The following is a 25,546-nucleotide window of genomic DNA, read 5'->3' on the forward strand; positions in this document are numbered from 1 at the left end:
CTATCCCTCTAATTCTTTGGCAATTTCCAGGTCAACCCAGATATCATCATCGGCATCGTCCAGTACCGGAGCATCAACCTCCGCATAGGACCAGTCATTAATCACCTCAAGCGCACCGCCGAGCATCAAATTCAAATTTCCGCACAATTCTGTCGCCTCTTTCCGGGACCACTGTTCTTTCTCCAGCAAACTGCGATAAAGCTGGCTATGTGCGGAGTCTAGCCCCCCCGCCTCCGTTAATGAGGCTGGAGCGCTTTCTGGCTCTTCCGGTTCTTCTTCGGTGAAAATTGTGTTCAGCAATTTACGAACATCATCCGTGGCAGATTCGTGGCGGGCAAGTACATTAGCATCCAGTGTGAACCCTACTGCTGGCTGATCAGTTGGTATAGACGAGACGAGATCATGTTCAGTTGCGGAATGCTGATGGATATTGCTCGAGACAGATGAGGGATCCAGCCCCAAACTTGAATAAATCTTCTCAAGCTGTTTGATTTCGGCAGGCGCTATTGTCCTATCCGAACAGGCAACACTAACGATAACTTTACCCACAGCAGCTTTTTCCGCGGCCCCCATCAACTCAATCCTGCTTTTCATTCCTGTCATATTGGCTGGGGTATGAAGTTGCCACGTTAAATACGCATGTAGAGAGCGTTTTTCATCATCGGTGAAGCCAGTATTGTTGTTGATGGCATTCTCAAGCACTTTCTGTTCAGCTTGATCAAGAGAATCGTCAATCAAGGCGACCATCGCCCCTAATCTGAGCGTCATTACTGCTGAGATAAATTCAGAAGAAGGTGAGAAGCGTCCACCTTCGGCGGCAGGGAATAGAACAAGTGTCCCATCAACATCCGCCTTCACATGGTGATAATACGGGTCAGGTGCCAGACCGTAACCCATCTTCAGAGCAAAGGCCTGCATCAAATCGGCCTCTTTTTTATTGATCTTATTGGGGCAACTGGCATTCATATGTGCCCAAAAGTCAGCAACTGAGACTAACCCCTCCTTGACGAGGATCGCCTCATCAGCCCAGCGTTTGAATGAGCTTAATATTTTTTCTGCGCTTTCATTAACGATCTCTGAAGGGAGCAACATAATTGCAGCCGTATCATTGACTGACTTACCTTTCCTACCAAGGTAGCGACTATAAGCATCAAGTTCATCCGTACATATGTCGGCAAGAGCCATAATTTTCTGGACAGGGCTCTTCAACGCACTTGGATCAGGCAGGTCGGGAACAGGGAGTCGAACACCTCGCAAACTAGGACTTGCTGGTGTGTAATCTAACCTTAGGCGCGTTTTATTCGCCTTAACGACCATCCCTTCACCATATTTGAGGGTGTAACGCCGTTTGAAAAGCGCAGCAAACTCTTTAGCACAGCGGCGAGCCGGGGTACGCAGCGAATACTCGGTGTGGTTTATTACCCAGTTCAACGCCAGTTCAGCTGATACAGGAACTCCTTCATGTACAGTTTTTGCCAGAGCCAGCTTAAATTGCATGCTGTTGCTGAAACCTGAATTGCTATCGAGCTCAGTGGCTAAGCCCATGTTCGGGCGCAGAATAGACATGGCTTCGAGTAACTGGGCCGAATATCCACGGAATGAGCGGTTCTCAATGAATACGGCTCTTAACCGAGCGACTTCTTTGAACAGATTACGGAACTCAGCATCAGGGAATTTTGGGTCAATGGAATCTATGAGCGCTTTTCTTTCCAGGCCGTAGAGGTAGATAAAAACATAGCCGATAGGACACGATTGATCAGACCTATCGCTGGCGAGCCAACTGACATACGCACCGCGTGCTTCTGGGGAAAGAGAGGAAAACCTGGGCCAGTATCCTAATGAACTGTCCTCGTAAAGATAAGAAGTAGGTTTTATCTTACATGTGTCATCAATTAATGATGCCTCATTTCCATCGTCATAATAGCCGCCTGATTCCTGACCGGAGGGCTTCATACGTTGCCCCAAGTATATGTGGCCACCGCTAATTGCTACACCAGCTACAGTTATCATCTCACCCGGAAGTACCCATCGAGCTAGTGCACCTGCTGACTTTGAGGTGTTCCGGTAATGATTGGTTGTCACCCGAAGTTCAACACCCCGGCCACCGCTCAATGTAAAAGTTGCAAGGTTATCGTCTTCACTATCATCGTTTCGCACAACCGCCTCTTTTTTCTTGATGTCAGCGAGCCATTCTTTTGGTGGTGCCTTCACGGGGCTTGAAGCATAAGACTTTGGAGATTTACGTTTTTTCTTTCTAAAAAACAACAAGTAAATTACTAAAATCGCCGCCAAAAACCTCAATAACTCCATGATATATAACCTTAAAATCATTCTCTATTCACATTTGAAATGTGGTAGGGAATTCATGGCAAGTGGATTAATCTCAAAATAATACGTCTAAATCGCTAGGGTTAAAAGCAAATCGCAATTAAAATTAACCAATTGATTTAAATGACAAAAATCATTAAATGATTTACTTAACCAGAAGTGAATTTTTAAGGAGTAAAAAGCCTGCTGGGCCATTCGCCTAAAAATGATGTTGTACTAATGCTAGGTTAACATACGAGCAAATATACTTCGGATGCAGAACTGACCGCTGTATGATGACATTTACCTAGTCGTTGAGAATTTCGGTAACTATTGGAAAGCCGTTAGAGACTGTACATTCTCGGATTTTAAGAGTAGCTGGTTTAGTTTTGTGTAATAGCTGCGTCAAGTCAAACCTGATCTATGAGCAGATATAGCGAGGGGCCCCACGCTGATTTTTATCAACTAATTAAGCTATGAGCTGAGTTGTGCCGAAGTTAAGATATCCTCATCACCTACGTTGATGAGCTGAAGAGCACCTCTGACGCCATTAATGCAGTTTATCCGGAGAGCGGATTAAGTTCTGTATCATTCACATGGTGCGCAATAGCCTACGGCTTGTATCTTAGAAGGACTACAAAGCATTAACCCATGACCTGGGGTACCAGCGGCAGAGGCGGTTTTACACGACGAATACCATTGCCAGATTGGACAGTGTGATCCGGCATACCATTAAAAAGTTGTATCGCTATCAACCCTGTCAGTATCGCTAAAAAGATGATGATGTTCAGGGGAGCTCGTATCGTCTTATTATCAGCTCTATGCTCTTCTGCACAGCCACATCTGAGAAAAGGCAGTCACATTGAATCACGTAGCGCTCTCAAGGTACCGGACTATCGATTTTGCGACACCCCGATACGTTTTTGTACTGCCTTCGCGAACGCCGCCTTCACTCTTTTGTCTTTGACTGACCATTCAGCCAACAACTTGCTCTGGCTTGCCTCCACCATTGCCGCGTCCCGTGAGTCGTTTTTATCCTGTGCGGAAGGCCATCCATGCTCCTCAAGATAGGGCCTTAACGCTTTAATAATTGCGTTGATGGCATCGGTTTTAGTTTCCCAGCCCTCAGGTTGCGCTTCCAGGTGTTTTATCACTTCGTCTTTAACGCCATCAAAACGTGTCGCTTTGACCTTTCCGCCATAAGCAGAATTGAGTTTATGCCGTTCCTTGATTCTTTTACCTGCTGCGGATTCACTGCGTTTCAGACCGCGATCCAACAACGCGATAGCCCTCAGCATTAATTGCACCGCATGATCTGGATCAGATTCGAGAGCCGATGTTCCCTGCTCCCAGTATTGTTCAGCCTTAGACATATCGTTCCTGATCCCCTTTATCATCCATTCTGAAAGACTGAAAATTTTCAGATAACGCCGCCATTTTTTCTCTCCGTGCTCATCAGCAAGTCGCCGCGCTAAATCTTCATCCTTCGTTTGTCTCCCTGTTTGTAGCACGATAACAATTTCAGTATCTTTATTCAGCCATTGCCTGGCGATATGTTTCTGTCTGACCCCGAGATGAAAACGTAACGCTTTCCTCTTTTTACGAAATACGATGAGTAACTCATCAGGGGTAAAATCCCTGTCTAAATCAGCCATGAAGTCCCTCTTTTTGAATGACAATTTCTATACTCCAGTAAATTTCCTTGCCTGACACCTGGAACGACTCATTCTTGCCCTTAGCCAGACGCTTCCGACACCATTTTCGAAAAAAAAACATTCTGTCACCAACAAAAAATGGAAAAAAACCCTAAAAAAAACCCTATCTCGTTGTTATAAAATGCCTTTTTTGCTACAGCCACCAGGCGGGTGCCATTACCTGTTCCGGCACCATACAATTGCGTCCATATCGAAAGAACAGGGGGAATTAACAGATATGTCTGTACAAGGTATCAGGATACTGCGCATACGCGCCGTTGTTAACAAAACTGGCATCGCCCGCTCAACCATCTATGACTGGATTAACCCGAAGTCACCGCGTTACGACCCGACCTTCCCGAAACAGCGCAGGCTGGGTATGCAGTCCGTCGGCTGGCTTGAGTCAGAGCTAGATGCATGGCTGCTGGAACGCCAGCAGCCATCATAAGCGATGAGATAGTATTGGTAAAAATTAAAGGAGGATACGCAGGTTATATAACAACGTCTCTGATTTAAATATGCGCTCGCTGCGACATATTTTTGCCAGTTGCAAGGAAACAGAATGCGATTATTTATTGGGTAAGATTATTACTTTAAATAAATTTTAACGCTTGGCTATTTTATTATATTCACAACTAACCCGTTACTGAAAACAGTAACCAAGGAGAATATTACATGCAGAATTTACTGCCATACACTGTCATTCCGAAAATGCCGGAGCCTTATATTCCCGTACAAAACAGAACCCCGGAGGGTTACCCTGTCTTCGCGTTCCCGCCGGTGATGCGGGATGTCATTGATGCTCTTTATAACGAGACGGGTATCCCGGCGGAACTGATAGCGGGGGCCGTACTGGCAGCCGCTTCCCTCGCCTGTCAGGCTCATATTGAGGTGGTACCACCACACTCATCGGATCCGATGCACTGTGCACTGTATCTACTGACGCTGGCGGTCTCAGGAGAAGGTAAGACCAGTATCAGCAAAAAAGTGATGAAACCTTTTTACCGGTTCTCTGAGCAAATGAAGCAGCAGCACGACAGTCTGATGAAGACGCACCTGCGTGCTGACAATATCTGGAAAATACACCAGAAAGCACTGACCAGTAATCTGTACACTGCCATCAAAAACGGTTATGAGGGGATGGAAGAAGAACGGCTGTTAGATGAGCATGCAGAAACCCGGCAGCAGCCTCCAGCCCGTCTGGCGATGCTTTATGATGACACCACCGCAAAGGCGCTCCTGGAAGGTCTGAGCCGGTACTCTGAAGCCGGGGTGGTCTCAGATGAGGCAATTACCTTTTTTAAAGGGTATCTGAAAAACAACCTCGGTTTACTGAATAAAGCCTGGGACGGGGAGACCTATGAATACCACCGCCCGGGCGGCGAAGAGTACGATATCAATGCCTGTCTGACCCTGGCATTAATGGTTCAGCCTCCGGTCTTTGAAAATTACTGCCGCAACCACGGTGAACTCAGCAAGGGAAGTGGTTTTCTGTCACGGTTTCTTTACATCAATACCATCAGCACACTGGGTCGTCGCCGCACCAATACAGGTCACGCTCAGTCTGATGAAGCATTAAATGTATTCCACCAGAAAATTAACCAGTTGCTTGATAAGCAGAAGGTGCGTTTTTATAGTAACGACTCGCAGAAACAAACGCTCAGGTTATCTGATGATGCGACCGCTTACTGGGCAGAAAAACAGTCAGAGCTCAGCCGTAAAGCAGCCCCCGGACAACAGATGGAACATATCAGTGAAATTGCAGCCAAAGCGGGGGCGAATGCCCTCAGGGTTGCGGCCATCCTGACATATATGTATTCACCTGAGAGTTTATGTATTTCGCGGGGGGTAATCCAGGCCGCCTTCAACATTGTGGAATGGCATCTTGAAGAAGCGGAAAGGCTTTTTTTCCCTTCTTCTGAACGGAATGCATTTATGGAAGACGTTTACGAGATGTTCAGGTGGCTTAAGGAGAAATTTCTCGATGATAAGGGATATCCATTCAGGAAAAATGAGGTAAACCGGAACGGCCCGAATCGGTTGCGTGACGCCAGTAAATCACAATCTGTTCTGGAGCAGTTAATCGCACTGGGTCTGATTTGTTTTATTCGTCCGGGCCGTCATTCTGCGGTGTATATTGCCATGCCTTCCCTGGAAGATCGCCACTCATGGTGTATTCCACCGGCATTCCTGGAGAACGGACATAATCCGATTATTGCATCGCCAGAGAATGTTACTGGTAGGTATGGTTTTGAATACTTTGACTTTAACAGGCTGGAATATTAATCGGGACACCTCACTACAGAGACCCGAATGGCCAGAGCGTAAACCGGTTAAATGTCTTCGAAAAACAGCCACAGAGGCAAAAACCCCGCGCCAGTCGCGACTGGTCGCAATCCGCGCGGGGTTTTCTCAGAATACAGTGCTAAAAAACAGATAATGACGACTGGTGGAAAGCTCTGTGGATATGAACCATTAACAGCCATCAAAACATGTAATTTAACACAATGTGTTTTGCTAGTGTATTTCTTACTCATTTGAGACAAATACATTAACATTTAATTAATGTTGATCAATAAATATATTTAATGACATATAAAAATAGCATCATTATTATTAACAATAAAAGCAAAGATATTACCACATTAAATAAGAGTTTAATTATGGCCGTATGTAAAAGAAATAACTGCATGGCACAGATCGGCCATTCACCCGCCGAACGGATATTACGGCTATGCCCGGCACATTATCAGGGCAGACAGTTAAATGCAGCCAGACGAACGGAAAGAGCAGCATTAATATGCCAGTATCCTGCCTGTGGTATCAGTATATCTGAAACCCGCAATCAGTTTTATTGTTGTAAGGAACATCGGGATAAAGCCCGGAGGTTAATCGATGACGATGCTATTATAAGACTGGTTAAGCACTCTTACTGGCTCAATGTGGAAGCTATGCTAAAAAATAATTCCCTTGGACTGGGGAGTATCACCGGTCCGACGGATATTGCAGACCTCATTCGGTTATATCAGCGCAAAGCTGACCACCAGAAAACGTATAATACGCTGAACGGGCACAGAGTTGCTGATACGCCAAAAAGGTTAATCCCCTGGCTGGATCTTGAGCTATGCCACATTTACCCTAACTCTAAGGGCGGTGCAAATATCGCCAGAAACATTATCATCGCACCTGCTGCTATAAACCGGATGATGAAGGATTTTATCCCCTGCTGTCAGTCAGGAGTGCTGAGTGGCATAAAAGCAATGGAAACACCTCAACCGGTTAAATCGACCTTACTGAAAGCGTTAACGGATAAATACGGTTCAGATGCTGTACAGGAAGCATTGTACGGAGTTAAGCATCTTGCCTTTGCTGATTTAAGTCTGTCACGCAGGCTATTTGACACTGATATTTACGCATTTCCTCCACTAACCCGTCTGTTAAAAGAGGAAGCCTTACGCCTGAATTTGATGTCACTATGGGAAACGCTGGTTTGTACCGAAGTCAGCGTCTGGCTTAATGCCGGGCCTGCGAATGAATTATTTGCCGTTGCCGCGTTTCATGCGTTGCTGAACGGCGACGGCGACCGCCTGCTGGAGCAATGTTATCGTTTAGTCGATGAAATCAGGGTGAAGCACAAGCGGGGGTCTCAACAAATCTACGACGAATTTCAGCATATACTCAGCCAGTACATGGCAAAATATTTTCACATTGACACTAGCGACCACAGAGCCTGTAATCTCTTCTATAACCGCTTTTTTAGTGTTCCTCCTGTCACAGAGGACGGTGTCTGCGCCATACCGCCTCAGTGATGCATTTCCTCAGCCTGTGTTCAATAAAATCTCAGATATATATCACCCTTCTGAAGTGAAACCGGACCATCGATAAACTCGGGCGAGGTTTACGGTAAATATATTTACTGAACCACGATCAATTTTGTCGATCGGTTCGATCGAATTTCATCGTTATCCCCTTCTTTTTTGCAGCTATAAAATCCCAACGGGATGCTTATGACTGTCTGTCTTCTACTAAAAATCATGCAGATACCCTTTCCGGGTAGCGTTTTACGAAAACCAGAGGTGCACAAAAATGAACAGAAAAATGATTCACCCTTTACTACTGACCTGTGCGCTGGTACCGGCAGTGGCAATGGCCTTCGGTAATCAAACCACCTGGACCCGGGGCTGGGGCCAGGGAGTATCAGAGTTTGTTATCAATGGGGAAAGTCAATCGCAACTGTCTCTGACCTGTGAGGATTACGGCTCGCAACCGGCCACGGTCATATTCACTGACGCCAGCGGGCATCAGGTCAGTATGGATGAAGATAAAAGCCTTCAGGTCAGTATCGACGGTGGAGCCCCCATCGACATCAGCGAATCTGGCAGTCGAGTGGGCGGTAATAACCTGGCGCTGGCCTGGGCTCAGCTACGTAATGGCAAACAGGTCTCAGTAACCGGAGACGGTGTTAAGGATGCCACATTCACGCTGGCTGGGGCAGCAAAGGTATTGCCAGTATTCGGGACCCACGGCTGCGTGGGTAAAGATGCACTCTAGCCTGCATCTGAATTTAATACCTGTTGATTACGTTATTTTTAAAAGGAACAGTTTATGAAATTTAAACACATGCTGGTGCCCGCACTGTTTGCACTGTCAGCCCTGGCGCTGGCAGAGCCAACGCCATCCATCAAAGTGGAGACCAGTAATCAGGTTCACCCTGCCGGAACACGCTACGTCACGGTCGTGGTCACTGCACTGGATAACACCGTGAAAGTCGAAAATATTGACGTGAACCGGGGAAACTGTCGCATTGCCAACCAGAAATATCTGTACTCCAGTAATAAAGAAACTATTTTGCCTGCCACCCTGCGTTACGGGCAGTCCGTCAGCGTGAGTTTTTATAATAACTGCGTGGCTTCAGAAGTCGTCGTCACTACTGATAAGGGGGGATGGCGTTACACTTACCACTGAGTCCCCGCCCCTGATTAACGTTTCCCAACCTAAAAAATGCCACAAGACCAACGGGCTGCCGCTGCGCAGTCCAGAGTAAATCCTATGACCTTTCTGAAAATGCTGGTGACCGCCCTGAGCCAGGCGCTGACCTGGTGCGGCGGACATCATGCCCGGCAGTATATTGAAATCCGCTTTCGTCAGGCCGGTTACGATGACGACTGCATTGATACAGCCCGGGAAGCGGTCACGTTGCTGGTCACTGCACTTATCTCCGCCCTGATGGCGCAGATACTGAAGATTCTGGATACGCTGTAATCCCGCCCTATCCGTTCATTGAGAACAACACATCCAGCCCCTGCCTCCTCACGGAGCAGGGGCTTTTGCTTTTATGCCTTCAGATTAACCAGATGAGGAATCAACTATGCGATTAGCCAGCCGTTTTGGTCGGGTGAACCAGATTCGCCGTGACCGTCCCTTAACCCACGAAGAACTGATGCAGCATGTCCCCAGCGTCTTCGGGGAAGACAAGCACGACTCCAGAAGCGAAAAGTACACCTACATACCCACGATCACCCTGCTGGAGAACCTTAAACGCGAAGGGTTCCGGCCATTCTTTGCCTGTCAGTCACGAGTGCGCGACCAGAGCCGACGGGAACATACAAAGCATATGCTGCGCCTGCGTCGTGCCGGTCAGATAAACGGTCAGCAGGTGCCGGAAATCATCATTCTGAATTCGCACGATGGCGCGTCGAGTTTTCAGTTACTGCCGGGGATATTCCGAAGTGTCTGCACTAATTCGCTCGTCTGCGGACAGTCGTTTGGCGAGATCCGCGTGCCACACAGGGGGGATGTCGTCGGGAAGGTGATTGAGGGTGCCTATGAGGTGCTCAGCGTCTTTGACCGGGTGGAAGAGAAACGTGACGCTATGCAGTCCCTGCAACTCCCGTCACCAGCACAGCATGCACTTGCTAAAGCGGCGCTGGCCTACCGTTTTGGGGAAGAGTACCAGCCAGTGACTGAATCGCAAATCCTTGCACCTCGCCGCTGGCAGGACGAGAGCGATGACCTGTGGACTACCTACCAGCGCATTCAGGAAAACCTGCTGAAAGGCGGGCTAAGTGGCCGTACCGCGCAGGGTAAACGTACCCATACCCGCGCAGTAAACGGGATTGATGGCGACGTTAAGTTAAACCGTGCGCTCTGGGTGATGGCCGAAAACATGATGGGCCTGTTGGGCGGGTAATAACCCGCGCCCCGCCACCGAAATCAATCCCCGGCCCGAGTCTTCCATTCAACATCTCCATGCATAAGGAAAAATTAACATGACCGACATGATTAATATTAACGATAAAAATCAGCTACCTCTGCAGGCTGACGATAACGGTTCTGCACATGCTCTGACAGCCGCGCCCGTACCAGACGAACAGCGTGTGGAGTTCTGGCCGCAGCACTTTGGCAACATCCCGCAGTGGATAACCCTTGAACCGCAGGTCTTTGCTTGGATGGATCGGTTCTGCGCTGACTACAGCGGCGGTGTCTGGAATTTTTATACTCTCAGCAACGGCGGGGCCTTCATGGTTCCGGAAACGGACAACGATGTCTTCTGGTCGCTGTTCAACGCCATGAACGGCAACGCCTCAGACATGAGCGCCGAAGCTGCAGGGATTGCAGTCTGTCTTATCGCTTACAGTCATCACGCTTGCCGCACGGAATGCGACTCCATGACGGAACATTACTGGCGTCTGCGTGACTATGCGCTGAACCACGCAGAATGCAGCGCCATCATGCGCATTATCGACTGAGCATCCCGCCATGCCGTATGAACTGTCTCACCTTAATGCCCTGTGGGATACGCTGAGGAATACAACGGTCAGGGATGAGGACGGTGACCTTGTGACCGACGAACCCTTCCTGCATTTCCTGACGGGTACCCCTCTCTTCCATATCTGGTGATGGTTTGAATCCCTGCACGACGAGTTCGTCGTTGCCGAAAAACTGTACAACACATCTCCTCCCAACGCGTCAACAGACAGGAAAAGCAAATGAATATCACCACGTGTCCCCCTGACAGCGGGGGAATATCTCCCACCGCGCAGCGCACCATCAGACGCGCTCTGACCCTGCTGGAACGCCAGTTACGCGAGCCCGGCGAGGCATTTACCTCCAGCCATGCAGTTCGCGACTGGCTTCGCCTGCAGCTCGCCACACTGGAGCGTGAAGTATTCATGGTGCTCTTCCTCGATAACCAGCATCGTCTTATTGCCCATGAAACGCTCTTCACCGGCACCATCAACCATACGCAGGTACATCCCCGTGAAGTGATAAAGGCAGCACTGAAATACAACGCGGCTGCCATCGTGCTTTCACACAATCATCCGTCAGGTTATGCCGAACCCAGCCATGCCGACAGATTGCTTACTGACCATCTGAAGCAGGCACTTAAACTCGTGGATATCTGTCTGCTGGACCACCTGGTAGTGGGAGGCATGGACATCGTCTCGTTTGCCGAGCGTGGCTGGCTTTAGGGAGAGAATAACGATGAAAATCATCAGCAAACGTCAGGCAATGGCGATATACCGCCAGCATTCTGAGTCCCGGCTGTTTCGCTTCTGTACCGGGAAATATAAGTGGTCCGGCAGTATCTGCCATTACTACGGCAGGGAAGTGCAGGATATCCGGGGTGTACTGGCCGTGTTTGCTGAACGTCGACAGGACCGCAACGGTCCGTATGTGATCCTGCGCAGCGTCACCCTGAATTAACTCACCGTTAAGGAGTACTTACATGCAGAAAGCAACCCGTGTAATCAACCATAACATCGCGGAACCCTGGTGGGGCCTCAGACGCAACGTCACGCCATGTTTTGGTGCCCGGCTGGTACAGGAGGGTAACCGCCTGCATTACCTTGCTGACCGCGCCAGCACCACCGGGACATTTAATGACGCAGATTTACGCCATCTGGACCAGGCATTTCCGTTACTGATGAAGCAGATGGAGCTCATGCTGACCAGCAGCGAACTCATGCCCCGCATTCAGCGCTGCATCACGCTCCATGCAAAAGGGCTGATATGTAAGGCCGATACGCTCGGTTCCTGTGGCTATTTGTATATCGTAATTTATCCGGCGTCTGCAACAACCGCATAAACCCCGGACGCTTTTCCTTCGTCAAAAGAGTGCAAACCATGCAAATACAATCCCTGCCCCCTCAAAGGGCGGCATCGTCACGTCTGTCATCAGTCAAAATCTGGCAAAAATTACTGGAGTATCTGCTGGAGCAACACTACGGCCTTACCCTCAACGACACACCGTTTGGCAACGACAGTGTGATCCAGAAACACATTGATGCGGGAATCTCACTGTGTGACGCTGTGAATTTTATCGTGGAAAAGTACGACCTGGTGCGTACTGACCGTCACGGCTTCAGCGTGAAAGAGCAGTCTCCGTTTATCGGCAGCCTTGATATGCTCCGAGACCGGAAGGCTACCGGGCTGATGACCCGCAAGGGATATAAAACCGTTACTGACATCACAGGTGGCAGATTCAGCGGAGGGAAATAATGACGTTAGCCCTGATCGTTGACGCCAACACCGTCAGCGATCAGCCCCTCAGGTACCAGTACAAAGACTGGCGCTTTTATCAGATCTCCATTAGTTGAAAAAGATGTTCGCTCAGACAGCGCGTATGGTGGTAACACCTTAACGGAGATATCCGTCTGAGGTAGAAGAGGGTGTGGCAGGACGCCGCCAGAACATCAGGGGCCGTATCGTCTGTCAGGATGGGGCTTAATTCCGGGGCGTTCAGTAAAATGAAACATTTCTCCGGGAGCATACCGTCGACATTTCCTTTCGGAAAATAACCGCCCAGATACAGTAACACGGCCAGCAGGCGAAACTGTCGGGTGAGTACCGTTTCAGTGTCCCGGTAATGTGCGGCTATCCACAGGCATTCCCGCAGCATAAACCGTCGGGTCCGTCGGGTGAGGTCACCGCCTTTATCATACCAGTGTTCGACGATATCCCTGGCGGAGCGAATGGAGTCATCACCCGTTGTCGCAGTTTGCCACGACCGCGCCAGAAGCGTTGCGATATCCATGGATTAACGCCGCACCTGCGAAACGGCTGCGGGAGTATTGCGGACACCAGGCAGATAAATATTGCGGACCAGCTTCAGGAGGAAAAAGACATCGCTCAGGTTGCTCACGCCGGATACCAGATGGCGAAAGGCTATCCGCGCACGAAAACGCGCCCGGACCGCCAGCCGGTCATTCACCCTGCGCCGGTACAGGCCCAGAAAATGGCGGCTTTCCACCAGCGCATGCCTGACCAGCGCTCGTCTGACAGATCGGTACTGCGTCTGTGTACTGAGTGCCAGAATATCTGCAATCACGTCGCAATAGCTGAACGCGCGGATATCGTAATAATCCGGGCGGTGGGTAATTGACGCCGGGTTATTCACCCACAGGTAATCCTGTCTGTCAGAGAAATAAAATCGGCCATCTGCGGCGGCAAGCTGTATCGTCCAGAGAATGTCCTTGTGGCTTTTCCCTTCCTGGAATCGCAGGTCATGCTCGCGAATATACGCTGAACGGATTATCTGCAGCCACAGATAATGCGGCCATTCCCTCTGACTGACGCAATGGCGTATCCACTGCTGACCCGTCAGCGTCTGACCGTAAGGCTGTCTGCGGTGAACGGTATGCCGCAGATGTCCGGCGCTGTCTGTATGCCGGGCATTGAAAAGGACGACATCGGCCTGTGCTTCGCGGGCTGTGCGCAGCCGCTCCTGCAGAAAATCTGCCGCAACCCGGTCATCCGCATCCAGGAACACCACCCATTCACCACGGTGAATCGCCAGTGCAGCATTACGGGCAGCATACACGCCCTGATTTTCCTGACGAATGAGAATAAGCCGTTCATCTGTAATGGCGCTGAGTAGCGTCCATGTTTCGTCGGTTGAACCGTCATCCACAACAATGATTTCAGTACTGAGCGTTGTTTCGCCAAGCAGTGTATGGACCAGAGCCCCGATGCTGTCAACTGCATTGAAGGCAGGAATGATGACGCTGATATCGATGTTGATTTTCATTGATCAAAGGGAATGTAAACAGAGGGAAGCTTCAGAGTTGTTACCCCATCAGAGGCAATAACCTGCCGGGTACGAAACATTGTCAGGAAGAGCGTCCCGGTGATTTTCGTGCTGGTGTGGACACCACTCGTTTTTCTCTGATTTCCTGGTTAACCACCATCAGACAGCCATCGCAAAATTCTTTATCCAGCCCGAAAATCCGGTCCAGAATGCTTCTTTTCTTGTTACATCGGGCACATCTTTTCATTCCATCACCTGCTGTCGCATTCCCATGCCGTGCCCGCAGGACAAAAGAAGGGCGCCCACCAGAAGACAGGAAATAAACTAATAAACAATACGTTAAATGAATTGCTGGGAATTTAGCACAGGCACTAGCGTGCCGGATAATTCATTTTGCAGATCAATTTTATAAAATCGATCGGTTTAATCGATCATCTTTTTCACTCTGCTTTACACGCCATCCGTGTGCCTGCATACCCTATCGGAGCGTTCGGTTTGTCGAGCTGTAAAGGATGCTATGCCTGCTGGATAGTCAAACCATTCCCGATAACTGACATCATGTGGAAGAGAAAATATACAAAAATTATTATCGCTTTGAATGGCAGCTATAAGCGAGAAGCGGACCTTCAAATCCGAACAGGTTCAATTGATTAACCTTGGTTGTCAGTTACGCCATCGTTAACATGAAGCCGATCGAATAATCCCCTGTCCCATTTTTTACAAATACGCAGTGGCAAGAAAGATGGATTCTGGCTCGTGACAAGTAGAGTTGTTCATTTGTATAAAGAGACTTCGCCTTCAGGACGCGTTTTGAACCTGCGATGCATCCACAGGTATTGCTCAGGGGCACGGAGAATTTCACGCTCGATGATCTTGTTCATATAAGCCGCTGCGGCGACCTTGTCTTCCCCTGGATAGCCTGATAACGGATTGCTGATATACATGTGATAACCTTTTTTATCGCTACGTCGAATCATGCTAAGTGTGATCAAGAGTGCACCAGCGAGTTTTGAAAGGGCATACGTTCCGTTCGTCGTTGCTGCTTTTTTTACCGAGAAAAAAGGTGCAAAAACGCTTCCTTTAGACCCATAATCCTGGTCTGGTGCAAACCAAACGGCTTCACCAGCTTTTAGCGCATGAACAAAACCAGATAAATTACGTCGATTAATCATAGCTTTATTTGAACGCATACGCCCTTTTGTCTGTACCCATTCCATTAATGGATCATTGTGTGGGCGATACGTTGCCATCATAGGATGGCATAACCCCATTACTCTTCCACACAACTCAAGGGACATAAAATGAATCCCGACAACCATTACTCCTCTTGTCGCACCGGTCAGGTTTTCAAGCCCTTCGACATCAAACCATTTTTTGACTCTCGCATCGCTCCAGAACCAGGCCATTCCTGTTTCCATCAGTCCCAGCCCGAGAGAAACAAAGTTTTTATTGACCATCTGGCTCCGGGCAAACGGTGTCATCTCGGGAAAGCACAGTTCGATATTTCTAATCGCAATCCGTTCCCGGCGTTTCAGAAAGGGTCTGGATATTTTTCCAAGGCCAGAGCCCAGAATATGTAAAACCGGGTAAGGAAGTTGAACGAGAAGCCACAGCAGACCCAAACCAGACCAGGTAAGCCAGTGGCGAGGATGAAGTAAATTATGAGTAAAAGTCTGTGCCATAAATTTCCTTAATGCTAATGAAGGTTATAACGCAAAAGGAAAACAATGAGGCAATTCGTCTTTAGCGATACATTTTGTTTTAGATAATTTAAATTCATCTAAATTTAGGAAAAAATATTTTCCAATGACTGGTGAATAATTTAAAGAGCCAAGGGTGAATTGTAAGCCAGCAAATTTATTCTGTTATAAATCCATGGTTTTATCATTGATACTCAAGGAATTGTCTTCTTGATTCATCATCATCAAGGTACTCAAAAGAAAGAAGCCGAATTTTGGTAAGTTTATAAAACCACTCACAATCGTTTCGTTGAATAATTTCGCCTGGTTTGAAACATATCCCGGATGCCACCCGAATAATCGCATATTTACCATTACTAAACCTGACCCGGTGAATACAGAAAGGTTGGCCAGGCTGTCCGTGACAGCTGTTCGACATGATATGCCCTTCAATAAAAACAGATTTTTTAGATTTCATTATCATACCCTCGACAACAGCAGTACAGGAGGAATGTTGTCATTTTCCGACATCACTGACGTTAAGTGATCAGCCGCCGATACACCAGCATTCTGAAGGTCTGAACAACAGTCCGCAGGCAGGGCACTCAAGAACCGCATCTTTTCTTAGTTTACCTGCTTTCTGATCGGCTCTGTGTGCACATACCGGGCAGGCAACATGAACCGGTCTTTCTTTAAAATACCTGAGCCCATTTGTATAAGACATAAATAATTCTCTGAGGAATACAGTAATTATTATACGCTTTAATATAAAAATAACTGGCATAAGTTATGTTAAGTTGTGTCTGAATCAGGATATCAGATATTGAAAATTGAACGTCTTATTTATGATACACTACCCTTCCGTGAGAAATTTAAGATGAAATCAGAAGACACCCTTGACTGGTATCCGGCACAACTACCGCCTGTGAAAATTATTCTTGGCGAAGCCGTGCTGGCTGTGGGTAAACAGGGCCGACCGATTAATACCCGCACCTTGCTGGAATACCTTCAGGTCATGCAGGACAAACAAAAAAGGCGGGATGACAAAATCGCCATGCAGACTGCGATTGATGTTCTCAGGGATAATCAGCGCATTAACGGCAGACGTTAATGCACCTCCGGGATCAGTGTCAGTTCTGAATGATCTCAACCGTATGGTTTTGTCCATCATCCTTCAGCGGTATTCTGTCATCAGGGAGGAGAACACCATCCAGCGTCACGCAATATTCTGCATCGCCGCGTGAAACACTAATCTGATAATGGCTTTCACCATATTGATATGCCATAGAAAAAGACGACCACTCATCCGGTAACCTGGCATGAACACTAAAGTCAGTGCCGGAACGTTTTATCCCCAGTAATTCCTCGGTAAGTAAACGCCAGGCCCAGCCTGCGGAACCGGTATACCAGCTCCACCCTGCACGTCCGGTATGGGGAGCGACGCTGTAGACATCAGCACTCATGACATAAGGCTCAGCTTTATAAATCCCGACAGAGTCCGCATTCAGGGTATGATTTATAGGGTTGAGCATTGACCAGAGTTGCCAGGCTCGTCCGGCATTCCCCATTCGGGCAAAGGCCATCACTGCCCAGATGGCGCCATGCGTATACTGCCCTCCGTTTTCCCGCACGCCGGGCAGGTACCCCTGTATGTAGCCCGGATTTGGACCGTGTCCGTCGAAAGGAGGCGTTAACAGTTTGATCAGCCCTCCTTCGTTATCCACAAGGTGCTTATCCAGCGCCTGCATGGCCTTTGCGCACCGTCCCGGGCTCGCGGCGCCGGACAATACAGACCAGCTCTGCGCAATCGCATCAATCCGGCAGTCCTGTGAGGTTTTCGATCCCAGGGGAGTACCATCGTCAAAATACCCGCGCCGGTACCATTCCCCATCCCAGGCGTGGGCTTCGAGATTACTTTGCAGGCGCAGAGCCTGTGAACGGCACATCGCGGCGACGCTTTCATCCAGCCTGCGCTCCGCCAGCGCTGCAAACCGCTGCAAAATGTCGTACAGGAAGAAGCCCAGCCAGACGCTTTCACCTTTGCCTTCGATACCCACCCGGTTCATCCCGTCATTCCAGTCACCAGCCCCCATCAGCGGCAGGCCATGCTCCCCGAAGCGAAGTCCATAGTGAATAGCTTTGACGCAGTGTAACCAGAGTGTCTCTTCGGTGCCGCTGATGACCGGCGTGTCATAGACAGACTCTTCACCAGGCTGAAGCGAGCGTCCCTCCAGATAAGGAATGCGTATTTCCAGTGCATCCATATCCCCCGTCGTTTCAACATAGTGGCAAACAGCAAGCGGCAGCCAAAGATAGTCATCGGAACAGCGGGTACGCACACCGTTGCCGTGTGGCGGGTGCCACCAGTGCTGCACATCCCCCTCGATAAACTGCCGTGATGCACAGAGTATTATCTGTTCACGCATCCGGTCCGGAGCAGCATGGCTCAGAGCCAGCGTATCCTGCAGCTGATCGCGAAAACCAAATGCACCGCCAGACTGATAGTAGCCACTCCGGGCCATAAGACGGCAGGCGACCGTCTGATACAACAGCCAGCCATTAACCAGTAAATTTACGGACGTGTCGGGGGTGTTAACTACGATTTTATCGAGAACATTGTGCCAGTGATTATGAATCCGGTTCAGCTCCTGACGGACCGTATCCTCGTTCATGTAGCGGGCCAGCGTCTCCTGAGCACAAACATCATTCTCCTCTGCGCCGAGGATAAAAATAAACGTCCTCTGGTCCCCGTCAATTAATGTAACCGCCGATTGCACCGCTCCGCAGGGATCCAGACCGGCCCCCGTCTTACCAGAAAGCTTTTGCAGTTTCATAGCCGAAGGGGCGTGAAGGGAACCATTACGGCCAATAAACTCCCGGCGGTCCCCTGTCAGAGAACAGTCATTACCGCTGACGGCAAAAAATGTAGTTCGGCCGCCACCATTATCACCATAAAAGTTATTCGCAAGTATCCCGCAGCCGCCGGGCGTTCTGGCCACATGTGTCACAATGTGAGGGGCTGAGCGCGTTCGTGTTTCTCCGAGCGTCCACTCTACATAGCCTGTGACGGAAAGTTGACGTGTCCGTCCCGAAGAGTTACTGAGCGTCAGGAGCACCAGTTTAACCGGATCTTCTTCAGCAACCAGGACCGTCAACTCGCTGTCTATACCACTCTCACGATGGGCAAAAACGCTGTAGCCAAAACCATGGCGGGTCAGGTAATCACCGTGTCCGCGAACAGGTAAAGCCGTCGGCGACCAGCACTCCCCGCTCTCTTCATCGCGCAGGTAAAATGCCTCGCCGCTGCGATCGCTCACCGGATCGTTCTCCCACGGCGTCAACCGGTATTCATGGGCATTCTCATACCAGGTATAGGCCTGCCCTGCCTCTGAGATCACACTGCCAAAACGAGAATTTGCCAGTATGTTCGACCAGGGAGCCGGTGTAAGCGCATTTTCCCGAAGGACGATCTGATACTCCCGCCCATCCTGAGAAAATCCACCGTACCCATTGAAATGGCATAACTGACTGGTATCAGGGCTCCAGTCCGTATGTTGATTACGCTCGCGCACAGCACGCGGAATGAATGCCCTTGCCGGCGATTTCAGGGTATGAATACGCTGGTTAAGCTGCTCATTAATCCCCCCTGCGCGGTCATCAAGATAAAGACAGGCCACGCTCATCAAAAGCAACTTATCCTCAGCGGAGAGATGCTCACCGTTGCGGACAAAAAGCCCGCCCTTTTTATCCAGCAGACTGGCTTCAGACCCGGCATAAATTAACTCCATAATCTGATTTTGTAATCCCTGCTGGTAGCCGCCGGGGCTGTTATTCAGGATAACTAAATCAACATCCAGCCCTTTCTGTCTCCAGTAACGGTGTGCCTGAATCAGTGTGGTCACTGAGGTGATACTTTCCTCGCTGGTTATACTCAGCAGCACTATCGGCAGATCCCCTGAAATTGCCCAGCCCCACAGTCCGGACTGGCCACGCCGGTTGCGGCCGATCGCCTGGCCTTCGGCGCGCAGCTCCTGGACAGGGTAAAGCACAGCGCTGGCGAGACTATTGAACAACGTGGCATCATCTTCACTGGCGTTCATCTGGCGCAATACCACCAGACTGTGAGACCAGGCCAGTTCAAAGACGCGATCGGCGATAGGGTAATCGCGATATTTCTCCAGCAACGCCAGGCTCTGCTGACGGGTCTCGCTGATGCCATAAATGATATCAATCGTAACCGGCTGCCCCGGCTGCAGAATAATGGCGTTGCGAATTGCCAGTATCGGATCCAGCACCGAGCCCGACGTGTTGCCTAGCATCCCTCCCGTCTCTATTGCCTGTGCATTCGCAGGGTTTCTGCCACGTCCAATAAACCTTGCCCTGTCCGTTTCAAACGACACGTTATGTCGGTTATCGCCGTGCACCACCATCATGTGAAACAGGCAAGGGCCCGGTTCATCCGGTGAGCGCGGGCGCCGGTGGCAAAGAATAGCGTCACGCTCAGGAGCCAGCTCAGTCTGAATAAACAAATTGCTGAATGCCGGGTGTGCCAGATCGCTGGCATCAGGTGCCAGTACCACTTCAGCATAGGTTGTCAGCTCCAGAGAGCGAGGCTTGCGACCACGATGAATCAGTGTGAGCCGTCGCAATTCAACATCATCCTCCGGAGAGATCACCACCTGAGTTTTGACGCTGAGTCCCCCTAAGCTGCGTCTGAATTCTGCCCCCGCATCGGTGAACAACACTTCCTCGTCTTGTCCGCTGGTGTAGCCTGTTGGTTGCCAGGTATTGCTCCACACATCTCCCGTCTGGGTATCGCGGATGTAGCAGAATGCTCCCCAGTTATCACGGGTGGTATCACTGCGCCAGCGCGTTAGTGCAATATCATTCCAGCGACTGTAACCGCCGCCGCCCGCGGTCAACATCAGATGATAATGGCCGTTGGACAGGAGTTGAATATCCGGGGCGGGGGTATCCACGCTATAGAAAATACGGGGTTCATAGCGAACGGGTTTGACCATGCCCTCATGAGATTCAAAATGACGGCGCGGACTGTACAGATCGACCGCATCCGGCACGCGCTCCTGTAACAGCAGACTCGCTGACCGGAATACCGTACTGGACATAAAGCGTTCAGTCATGGGGGCATCAAGCAGCACATGAGCCAGCGCCTGAAATGCCATACCCTGGTGATGCGCCATCCAGGACTGTACCACCGCATAGAGCTGACCGGTTGCAAGACGTGAGGGGGTATAGTCCAGCGCTTCATAAAAACCGTATTCTCCGCATGCACCATTTTTTTGCAGCCTGAACAGGTTCTCACAAGCTTTCTGCGGGGAAACCATCAGCGCCAGCAGCGTGGCGTAAGGAGCGACAACCATGTCATCGGCAAGTCCCCTGCGTAGACCGAGCCCCGGTACGCCAAATGCCTGATACTGATAATTATGCTGAACATCAAAAGCATGATAGCCAGACTCTGAAACACCCCATGGTACCCCGCGTTCTTTCCCCCAGTGAATCTGGCGCATAACCGCCGACTGACTCATTTCATCGAGCAGGCTGCCGGGCCAGGTGGGCATCACCAGATTCGGCATCAGATATTCAAACATGGATCCGCTCCATGACATCAGGGCAGTTTCATTATCAATCGTGGTAAACAATCGACCCAGCGCGTACCAGCTTTTAAGAGGCAGCTGATTAGTCGCAATGGCAAGAAAACTGGTCAGGCGGATTTCAGACGGCAGGAGATCGTAGTGGCTCTTGTCAGGCATATTGGTGTCACAGTTATAACCGACGCTGAGCAGACTGGTTGCTTCACTGTACAGAAAGGCGAAATCCATCCGGGCATGCTCATCCAGCCGCTGTTCCAGCTCGGTGATAATATTGAGTCGCATTCGGGCCTGCTCCGCCACTGACGCCGGAGGCGTTCCTGTACCGGTTAATGTCGGACGGGCAAGCTCGCTCAGCGTCGGCAGCGTCTGTTCATTCCAGGATGCAGGCAACCAGCCAAGCAACAGAGACCACTCATGGCAAAGCTGAACCAGTTGATGCTCCAGATGTCCAGCCCAGCGCATCTGAAGAGGAGATCCCTGATGACATGCGCTGGTCAGATGGTTGCACTGGGTGCGCATGCTTTTCAGTTCGCTGAAAAGCGCCTGCGGAGAGAGCGACACCGCGTTCAGGCAATGCTTGCGCAGCAGTCTCAGGCTGTCAGGTGGGTTCTTACCCCACTGTTTTTCCAGAATATCCAGCGTATCGTTCAGTCCTGCCAGTATCTGTTGGTTGCTTAAAACAGGCTGATGACGCATGGCGGACAGGCCTGCACGCAGGGTCAATAAATGCCCGGCCATATTGCCGCTGTCGACGCTGGAGATATAGCGTGGACTGAGGGGGACCAGCGTACGGGTGTCATACCAGTTGTAGAGATGGCCCCGGTAGTGCTCCATTTTATCCATCGTGTCGAGCGTGAGCGACACGCGCCGGAGCACCTCTCCGCCAGGCAGGTAGCCAAAGTCCCATGCCGTCAGGTTAGCCATAAGTGAAAGACCAATATTGGTAGGAGAAGTTCGGTGTGCCACCGTCGGTTGTGGTATTTCCTGATAATTATCAGGCGGAAGCCAGTTCTCTTTTGCTGTGGCAAATGTTTCAAAAAAAGCCCAGATTTCACGGCTTGTCTGGCGTAACAGCTGTTTTTGTTCCTGATTAGGCGAAAAAACCTTTCGCACGGGCTGGCGACTCAGCCAGCTCATCAGCAGCGGTGCCACACACCATACCAAACCGATCGGTAACGCAATCCCCAGCAGCTGTGGGGCAAATTGTCCGGTCAGTATTGTCAGCGCCACGCCACCGGCAGCGTTCAGCCACATCGCCTGATAAAAACGTGCAACAGTGGGTCTGGCCTGACTGCTGTCCTGGCTGTGGCTGACCCACTGGCTGAGGTGACGCCTGCTTATTCCCAGTCGCCATAGCGTCACGGCGATCGCTTTCAGCGAATATCCGGCTTCGTGCGGCAGTATCGCAAAATTAAGGCTGATACCTGACAGACGCTTTAGCGCGCCCGCCCCCACCAGTAACAGATGCGACTTCACGCGGCGACGCAGAGGTTTATGCAGAAGGTCGTGGCTAATGCAGAGGATGGCTGGCAACAACCATATCAGCAACAGTATGCCCAGCCAGTAAACCGGATTGGGTACCCAAAGCAGAGTGAAGAACAGCAATATCAGTAAGGAGGGGGCGACCAGACTGCGACGTAGATTATCGAGTAATTTCCAGTAAGAAAGCGCGGTCAGCGGATTCCTGACCCGGGTTCCATCGGCTTTTCTGACGCGTGGTTTTAGCCAGTTAAGCAGTTGCCAGTCACCCCGGATCCAGCGTGAACGTCGTGCAACATCCGACAGATAATTATTAGGGTACTGTTCGTACAGTAACACCTCGCTCAGCAGACCCGAACGTGCATAGCATCCTTCAAGCAGATCGTGGCTGAGTACCAGATTTTCCGGGCAGATGTTCGTAGTGGCCTGCATAAAAATATCAACATCGTAAATCCCTTTGCCCACAAACGAGCCTTCCCCAAAGAGATCCTGATAAATATCCGAAGACATCATCGAATAAGGGTTATTGCCCGGTACGCTGCTGCGCAGGGCTGCGTAACGCCCCTGACCGTTGCGTGGTATCTCCTCCGCAAGACCGGGCTGTAAAATACCGAATCCTTTGACAACCCTCTGGCGTACCGGATCATACTCAGGCGTATTCAGCGGATGCGCCATCGTCGCGACGAGTTTGTGTGCCGTATCGCGCGGGAGCACCGTATCGCTGTCCAGGGTAATGACGTATTTTATGTGACCCGGTAAAAGGTGGGCAGGCATCTCTGCAACGCTGACGAATTGCGTTCCGGGATGGCGCAACCAGCTGTTCAGTAACGCCAGTTTTCCCCGCTTGCGTTCATAGCCCATCCACGCGCCTTCCGAGGGGTTCCATTCAGGCTGGCGATGTAACAGATAAAAACGTGGTCGGCCGGAGGGGTAGCGGCGATTAAGCGCCTGCGTATCGGCGATAGCCTGTCTGAGCAGTGCGTGACTTTCCGGCGAGGGTTCATTTTCAGAATCAGCAAAATCAGTGAGCAGCGCGAACCTGAGATTTTCGTTTTCATTCCCCAACCAGCAGACTTCAAGACTGGTGAGGAGCTGGCTGAAACTTTCGTGGCTGGTCAACATGCAGGGAATGACTAACATGGTGGCACTGTCAGCGGGAATACCGGCTGAAAAATCCATCCCCGGCAAGGGTCGAGGAACGCGAAAACGGGTGGTTGCATCACTGAGCAAATCGCTCATTAACTGAGTTAATGCGATAATCAGAGGTAATATCACCGCGATCAATAGCCAGTCTGCCCCCTGCATGGCGGTTTCGTGCAATATTGCTGCGGTCGCTGCGGTTGTCAGCAACGCCAGGCTTCCAAGCCATGACAGCAGGGTTATTCTGTTGAAACTGTGCCGCAAGCGTATGAGCCTTGAGGCGTCTGCCAGGAGATGAATATCCAGCGCCTGTCGACCTTCGCCCGCAAGATAATAACCAACATGATGTTCCGGTGTATCAGGCGCTTTTTCCTCTGAAAACGCCAGCGCCTTCTCAGCAACCTCAGGCTCGCTGAGACCGCTGTCTCTGGCCAGAACCTCAACTACGTGCCGGTAATGATCCCGGGTATTGAAATGCATCCGGGGATAGATGCCGGCAGGATCATTGCGTAATGCCTGTTCGACAACGCTTATCGTTTCGGCGAAATCAGCCCAGTCCGTTTCACTCAATAAACGCAGGCCCGCGATGCTGTTACTGACGGACAGCTGGCTGGCGGCAAGCTGCTGATTGAAACTATGTATGAGAACGTCAGTGGTGATCCCCTGTTCCCGAAGGCACTGATCAACCCAGGTCAGAGGTAACGACAGCGCGTTGCCATGCCCCTGCAGGCGCCGCACCAGCTCTGCGACAAACGCACTGGTTAACGGAGGTCGGGAGCGCGCCATATCGGCAACCACCATGATTAAATCACCAGGCGCACTCTCTGCACATTCGACAATCCTTGTTATCCACGTATCAGCAAGGTTTCTGTCCTGCTGCGCTTTTATCACTTCCATACTGATACGACGAAGATTTTCAATCAGCGCAAGGCGCAGCATTCCCGGTAACGCCCAGACTTCACCCAGCGTCAGCGGCGTCACCTGTTGATAGGCAGTGAGATAGCTGGTCAGGCTGGCGGCATCCCAGCGGCCATCGCCGTGAGCAATGGCCTCTGATGCAATATGATAAATTCGTGGGCAATTCAACGGCGATACCAGCGACGGAAGACCTTTGCCAAAGCTTTTCGGCAGATGCTGGCGGACAGTGCGGATTTGTTCCTCAATCAGATAATAATTGTCCAGCAGCCATTCACCGGCGGGCATGATACTGGTCTTTTTACCCGCGTTAAGCTCATAGCAGTTTTGGGTAATGACGGCCTCATTGTCGCCAAGCCGTTTCAGAAGATAATAAGGATGCCTATCCGGTGATACTTTATGAGTCCGCGCCAGCTTCTGGCCGTAGCGTTCCATCTGGACGGTCGAAAAGAGTTCTGACCGCGGCGAGCTTTCACCGGCAGGATCGTTCGCCGAAAACGTTATGTTTTCGGCAGCATTCATCAGAATACGGGAGCGGTTAAACCACGCTCTGGGGATCATTTTCATAGCATTGCTCTGATGCGACGTTAGCGCGCAGGAGCAGTTGCGAAATCAGTTCAGAAACGTTCTCTCAGGATGGGCGTCAGGCATCAGGGATTTAACAGCTGCCGGAATCTAACATAAGTATAG

At 50.3% G+C, this 25,546-nt stretch carries 21 protein-coding genes; 13 read left to right on the plus strand and 8 right to left on the minus strand.

Annotated features, from left to right (window positions below; genetic code table 11):
* Both ACSIPU_RS17400 and ACSIPU_RS17405 read right to left on the minus strand, forming a co-directional pair.
* Nucleotides 1–2,310: a TerB N-terminal domain-containing protein gene (locus tag ACSIPU_RS17400; protein WP_332942167.1), complete on the minus strand. Its 2,310-nt coding sequence runs from the start codon at nucleotides 2,308–2,310 to the stop codon at nucleotides 1–3.
* Between the two features lie 890 nt (nucleotides 2,311–3,200).
* Entirely contained in the window at nucleotides 3,201–3,962 is a 762-nt protein-coding gene (locus ACSIPU_RS17405) for a hypothetical protein (protein ID WP_332942166.1), read from the minus strand.
* A 277-nt stretch (nucleotides 3,963–4,239) separates the two neighbouring features.
* Here ACSIPU_RS17405 and ACSIPU_RS17410 point away from each other — a divergent pair, with 277 nt between their 5' ends.
* The 12 genes from ACSIPU_RS17410 (at nucleotide 4,240) to ACSIPU_RS17465 (ending at nucleotide 12,503) form a co-directional block, all read left to right on the plus strand.
* A complete protein-coding gene (locus ACSIPU_RS17410; protein ID WP_032755279.1) occupies nucleotides 4,240–4,449 on the plus strand; it encodes a helix-turn-helix transcriptional regulator in 210 nt (69 codons plus the stop codon).
* Between the two features lie 227 nt (nucleotides 4,450–4,676).
* The gene (locus ACSIPU_RS17415) at nucleotides 4,677–6,287 is read left to right on the plus strand and encodes a YfjI family protein (RefSeq protein WP_047058011.1); all 1,611 of its coding nucleotides are present in this window, start codon (nucleotides 4,677–4,679) and stop codon (nucleotides 6,285–6,287) included.
* Nucleotides 6,288–6,589: 302 nt separating this feature from the next.
* The gene (locus tag ACSIPU_RS17420; RefSeq protein WP_224224984.1) at nucleotides 6,590–7,810 is read left to right on the plus strand and encodes a hypothetical protein; all 1,221 of its coding nucleotides are present in this window, start codon (nucleotides 6,590–6,592) and stop codon (nucleotides 7,808–7,810) included.
* 277 nt (nucleotides 7,811–8,087) lie between these two features.
* Nucleotides 8,088–8,552 carry a hypothetical protein gene (locus tag ACSIPU_RS17425; protein ID WP_004114621.1) on the plus strand — a complete coding sequence of 155 codons (465 nt, stop codon included), beginning with the start codon at nucleotides 8,088–8,090 and terminating at the stop codon, nucleotides 8,550–8,552.
* Nucleotides 8,553–8,606: 54 nt separating this feature from the next.
* Complete coding sequence (locus ACSIPU_RS17430; protein WP_004136901.1) at nucleotides 8,607–8,966, plus strand: hypothetical protein; 360 nt, start codon at nucleotides 8,607–8,609, stop codon at nucleotides 8,964–8,966.
* Between the two features lie 84 nt (nucleotides 8,967–9,050).
* Nucleotides 9,051–9,263, plus strand: a complete 213-nt coding sequence (locus tag ACSIPU_RS17435) for a hypothetical protein (protein WP_047058010.1) — start codon at nucleotides 9,051–9,053, stop codon at nucleotides 9,261–9,263.
* A 106-nt stretch (nucleotides 9,264–9,369) separates the two neighbouring features.
* Complete coding sequence (locus ACSIPU_RS17440) at nucleotides 9,370–10,191, plus strand: DUF932 domain-containing protein (RefSeq protein ID WP_071067384.1); 822 nt, start codon at nucleotides 9,370–9,372, stop codon at nucleotides 10,189–10,191.
* A 79-nt stretch (nucleotides 10,192–10,270) separates the two neighbouring features.
* The gene (locus tag ACSIPU_RS17445; RefSeq protein WP_075206252.1) at nucleotides 10,271–10,750 is read left to right on the plus strand and encodes an antirestriction protein; all 480 of its coding nucleotides are present in this window, start codon (nucleotides 10,271–10,273) and stop codon (nucleotides 10,748–10,750) included.
* A 240-nt stretch (nucleotides 10,751–10,990) separates the two neighbouring features.
* Nucleotides 10,991–11,473, plus strand: coding sequence for a RadC family protein (radC, locus tag ACSIPU_RS17450; protein WP_047058008.1), 483 nt, complete (start codon nucleotides 10,991–10,993; stop codon nucleotides 11,471–11,473).
* A 13-nt stretch (nucleotides 11,474–11,486) separates the two neighbouring features.
* Nucleotides 11,487–11,708 carry a DUF987 domain-containing protein gene (locus tag ACSIPU_RS17455; protein WP_032938028.1) on the plus strand — a complete coding sequence of 74 codons (222 nt, stop codon included), beginning with the start codon at nucleotides 11,487–11,489 and terminating at the stop codon, nucleotides 11,706–11,708.
* 22 nt (nucleotides 11,709–11,730) lie between these two features.
* Nucleotides 11,731–12,090, plus strand: a complete 360-nt coding sequence (locus tag ACSIPU_RS17460; protein ID WP_049101822.1) for a type IV toxin-antitoxin system YeeU family antitoxin — start codon at nucleotides 11,731–11,733, stop codon at nucleotides 12,088–12,090.
* A gap of 38 nt (nucleotides 12,091–12,128) precedes the next feature.
* Nucleotides 12,129–12,503 carry a TA system toxin CbtA family protein gene (locus ACSIPU_RS17465; RefSeq protein WP_032938032.1) on the plus strand — a complete coding sequence of 125 codons (375 nt, stop codon included), beginning with the start codon at nucleotides 12,129–12,131 and terminating at the stop codon, nucleotides 12,501–12,503.
* Nucleotides 12,504–12,582: 79 nt separating this feature from the next.
* Here ACSIPU_RS17465 and ACSIPU_RS17470 read toward each other — a convergent pair whose 3' ends face one another.
* The 5 genes from ACSIPU_RS17470 to ACSIPU_RS17490 form a co-directional block, all read right to left on the minus strand.
* Nucleotides 12,583–13,038 (minus strand): hypothetical protein, encoded by a 456-nt coding sequence (locus tag ACSIPU_RS17470; protein WP_223226960.1) that lies wholly within the window; start codon nucleotides 13,036–13,038, stop codon nucleotides 12,583–12,585.
* A 3-nt stretch (nucleotides 13,039–13,041) separates the two neighbouring features.
* Complete coding sequence (locus tag ACSIPU_RS17475) at nucleotides 13,042–14,031, minus strand: glycosyltransferase (RefSeq protein WP_047058004.1); 990 nt, start codon at nucleotides 14,029–14,031, stop codon at nucleotides 13,042–13,044.
* A 773-nt stretch (nucleotides 14,032–14,804) separates the two neighbouring features.
* Entirely contained in the window at nucleotides 14,805–15,713 is a 909-nt protein-coding gene (gene lpxP / locus ACSIPU_RS17480) for a kdo(2)-lipid IV(A) palmitoleoyltransferase (RefSeq protein ID WP_332942165.1), read from the minus strand.
* Nucleotides 15,714–15,915: 202 nt separating this feature from the next.
* The gene (locus ACSIPU_RS17485; RefSeq protein WP_016247220.1) at nucleotides 15,916–16,188 is read right to left on the minus strand and encodes a hypothetical protein; all 273 of its coding nucleotides are present in this window, start codon (nucleotides 16,186–16,188) and stop codon (nucleotides 15,916–15,918) included.
* Between the two features lie 69 nt (nucleotides 16,189–16,257).
* A complete protein-coding gene (locus ACSIPU_RS17490; RefSeq protein ID WP_350308983.1) occupies nucleotides 16,258–16,494 on the minus strand; it encodes a YnfU family zinc-binding protein in 237 nt (78 codons plus the stop codon).
* 93 nt (nucleotides 16,495–16,587) lie between these two features.
* On the opposite strand from ACSIPU_RS17490, the gene ACSIPU_RS17495 reads away from it, so the two are divergent.
* On the plus strand, nucleotides 16,588–16,821 hold the full coding sequence (locus ACSIPU_RS17495; RefSeq protein ID WP_004132711.1) for a hypothetical protein: 234 nt from the start codon (nucleotides 16,588–16,590) through the stop codon (nucleotides 16,819–16,821).
* A gap of 19 nt (nucleotides 16,822–16,840) precedes the next feature.
* Here ACSIPU_RS17495 and ACSIPU_RS17500 read toward each other — a convergent pair whose 3' ends face one another.
* Entirely contained in the window at nucleotides 16,841–25,423 is an 8,583-nt protein-coding gene (locus ACSIPU_RS17500; RefSeq protein WP_332942164.1) for a GH36-type glycosyl hydrolase domain-containing protein, read from the minus strand.
* Between the last annotated feature and the right edge of the window lie 123 nt (nucleotides 25,424–25,546).

This window comes from Klebsiella sp. HN106 (assembly GCF_051209435.1).
GTDB lineage: Bacteria > Pseudomonadota > Gammaproteobacteria > Enterobacterales > Enterobacteriaceae > Klebsiella > Klebsiella oxytoca.

Coding starts and splice junctions, on each gene's coding strand:
- ACSIPU_RS17400 (WP_332942167.1), bottom strand. CDS start 2,310: ATGGAGTTATTGAGGTTTTTGGCGGCGATTTTAGTAATTTACTTGTTG.
- ACSIPU_RS17405 (WP_332942166.1), bottom strand. CDS start 3,962: ATGGCTGATTTAGACAGGGATTTTACCCCTGATGAGTTACTCATCGTA.
- ACSIPU_RS17410 (WP_032755279.1), top strand. CDS start 4,240: ATGTCTGTACAAGGTATCAGGATACTGCGCATACGCGCCGTTGTTAAC.
- ACSIPU_RS17415 (WP_047058011.1), top strand. CDS start 4,677: ATGCAGAATTTACTGCCATACACTGTCATTCCGAAAATGCCGGAGCCT.
- ACSIPU_RS17420 (WP_224224984.1), top strand. CDS start 6,590: ATGACATATAAAAATAGCATCATTATTATTAACAATAAAAGCAAAGAT.
- ACSIPU_RS17425 (WP_004114621.1), top strand. CDS start 8,088: ATGAACAGAAAAATGATTCACCCTTTACTACTGACCTGTGCGCTGGTA.
- ACSIPU_RS17430 (WP_004136901.1), top strand. CDS start 8,607: ATGAAATTTAAACACATGCTGGTGCCCGCACTGTTTGCACTGTCAGCC.
- ACSIPU_RS17435 (WP_047058010.1), top strand. CDS start 9,051: ATGACCTTTCTGAAAATGCTGGTGACCGCCCTGAGCCAGGCGCTGACC.
- ACSIPU_RS17440 (WP_071067384.1), top strand. CDS start 9,370: ATGCGATTAGCCAGCCGTTTTGGTCGGGTGAACCAGATTCGCCGTGAC.
- ACSIPU_RS17445 (WP_075206252.1), top strand. CDS start 10,271: ATGACCGACATGATTAATATTAACGATAAAAATCAGCTACCTCTGCAG.
- radC (WP_047058008.1), top strand. CDS start 10,991: ATGAATATCACCACGTGTCCCCCTGACAGCGGGGGAATATCTCCCACC.
- ACSIPU_RS17455 (WP_032938028.1), top strand. CDS start 11,487: ATGAAAATCATCAGCAAACGTCAGGCAATGGCGATATACCGCCAGCAT.
- ACSIPU_RS17460 (WP_049101822.1), top strand. CDS start 11,731: ATGCAGAAAGCAACCCGTGTAATCAACCATAACATCGCGGAACCCTGG.
- ACSIPU_RS17465 (WP_032938032.1), top strand. CDS start 12,129: ATGCAAATACAATCCCTGCCCCCTCAAAGGGCGGCATCGTCACGTCTG.
- ACSIPU_RS17470 (WP_223226960.1), bottom strand. CDS start 13,038: ATGGATATCGCAACGCTTCTGGCGCGGTCGTGGCAAACTGCGACAACG.
- ACSIPU_RS17475 (WP_047058004.1), bottom strand. CDS start 14,031: ATGAAAATCAACATCGATATCAGCGTCATCATTCCTGCCTTCAATGCA.
- lpxP (WP_332942165.1), bottom strand. CDS start 15,713: ATGGCACAGACTTTTACTCATAATTTACTTCATCCTCGCCACTGGCTT.
- ACSIPU_RS17485 (WP_016247220.1), bottom strand. CDS start 16,188: ATGAAATCTAAAAAATCTGTTTTTATTGAAGGGCATATCATGTCGAAC.
- ACSIPU_RS17490 (WP_350308983.1), bottom strand. CDS start 16,494: ATGCCAGTTATTTTTATATTAAAGCGTATAATAATTACTGTATTCCTC.
- ACSIPU_RS17495 (WP_004132711.1), top strand. CDS start 16,588: ATGAAATCAGAAGACACCCTTGACTGGTATCCGGCACAACTACCGCCT.
- ACSIPU_RS17500 (WP_332942164.1), bottom strand. CDS start 25,423: ATGAAAATGATCCCCAGAGCGTGGTTTAACCGCTCCCGTATTCTGATG.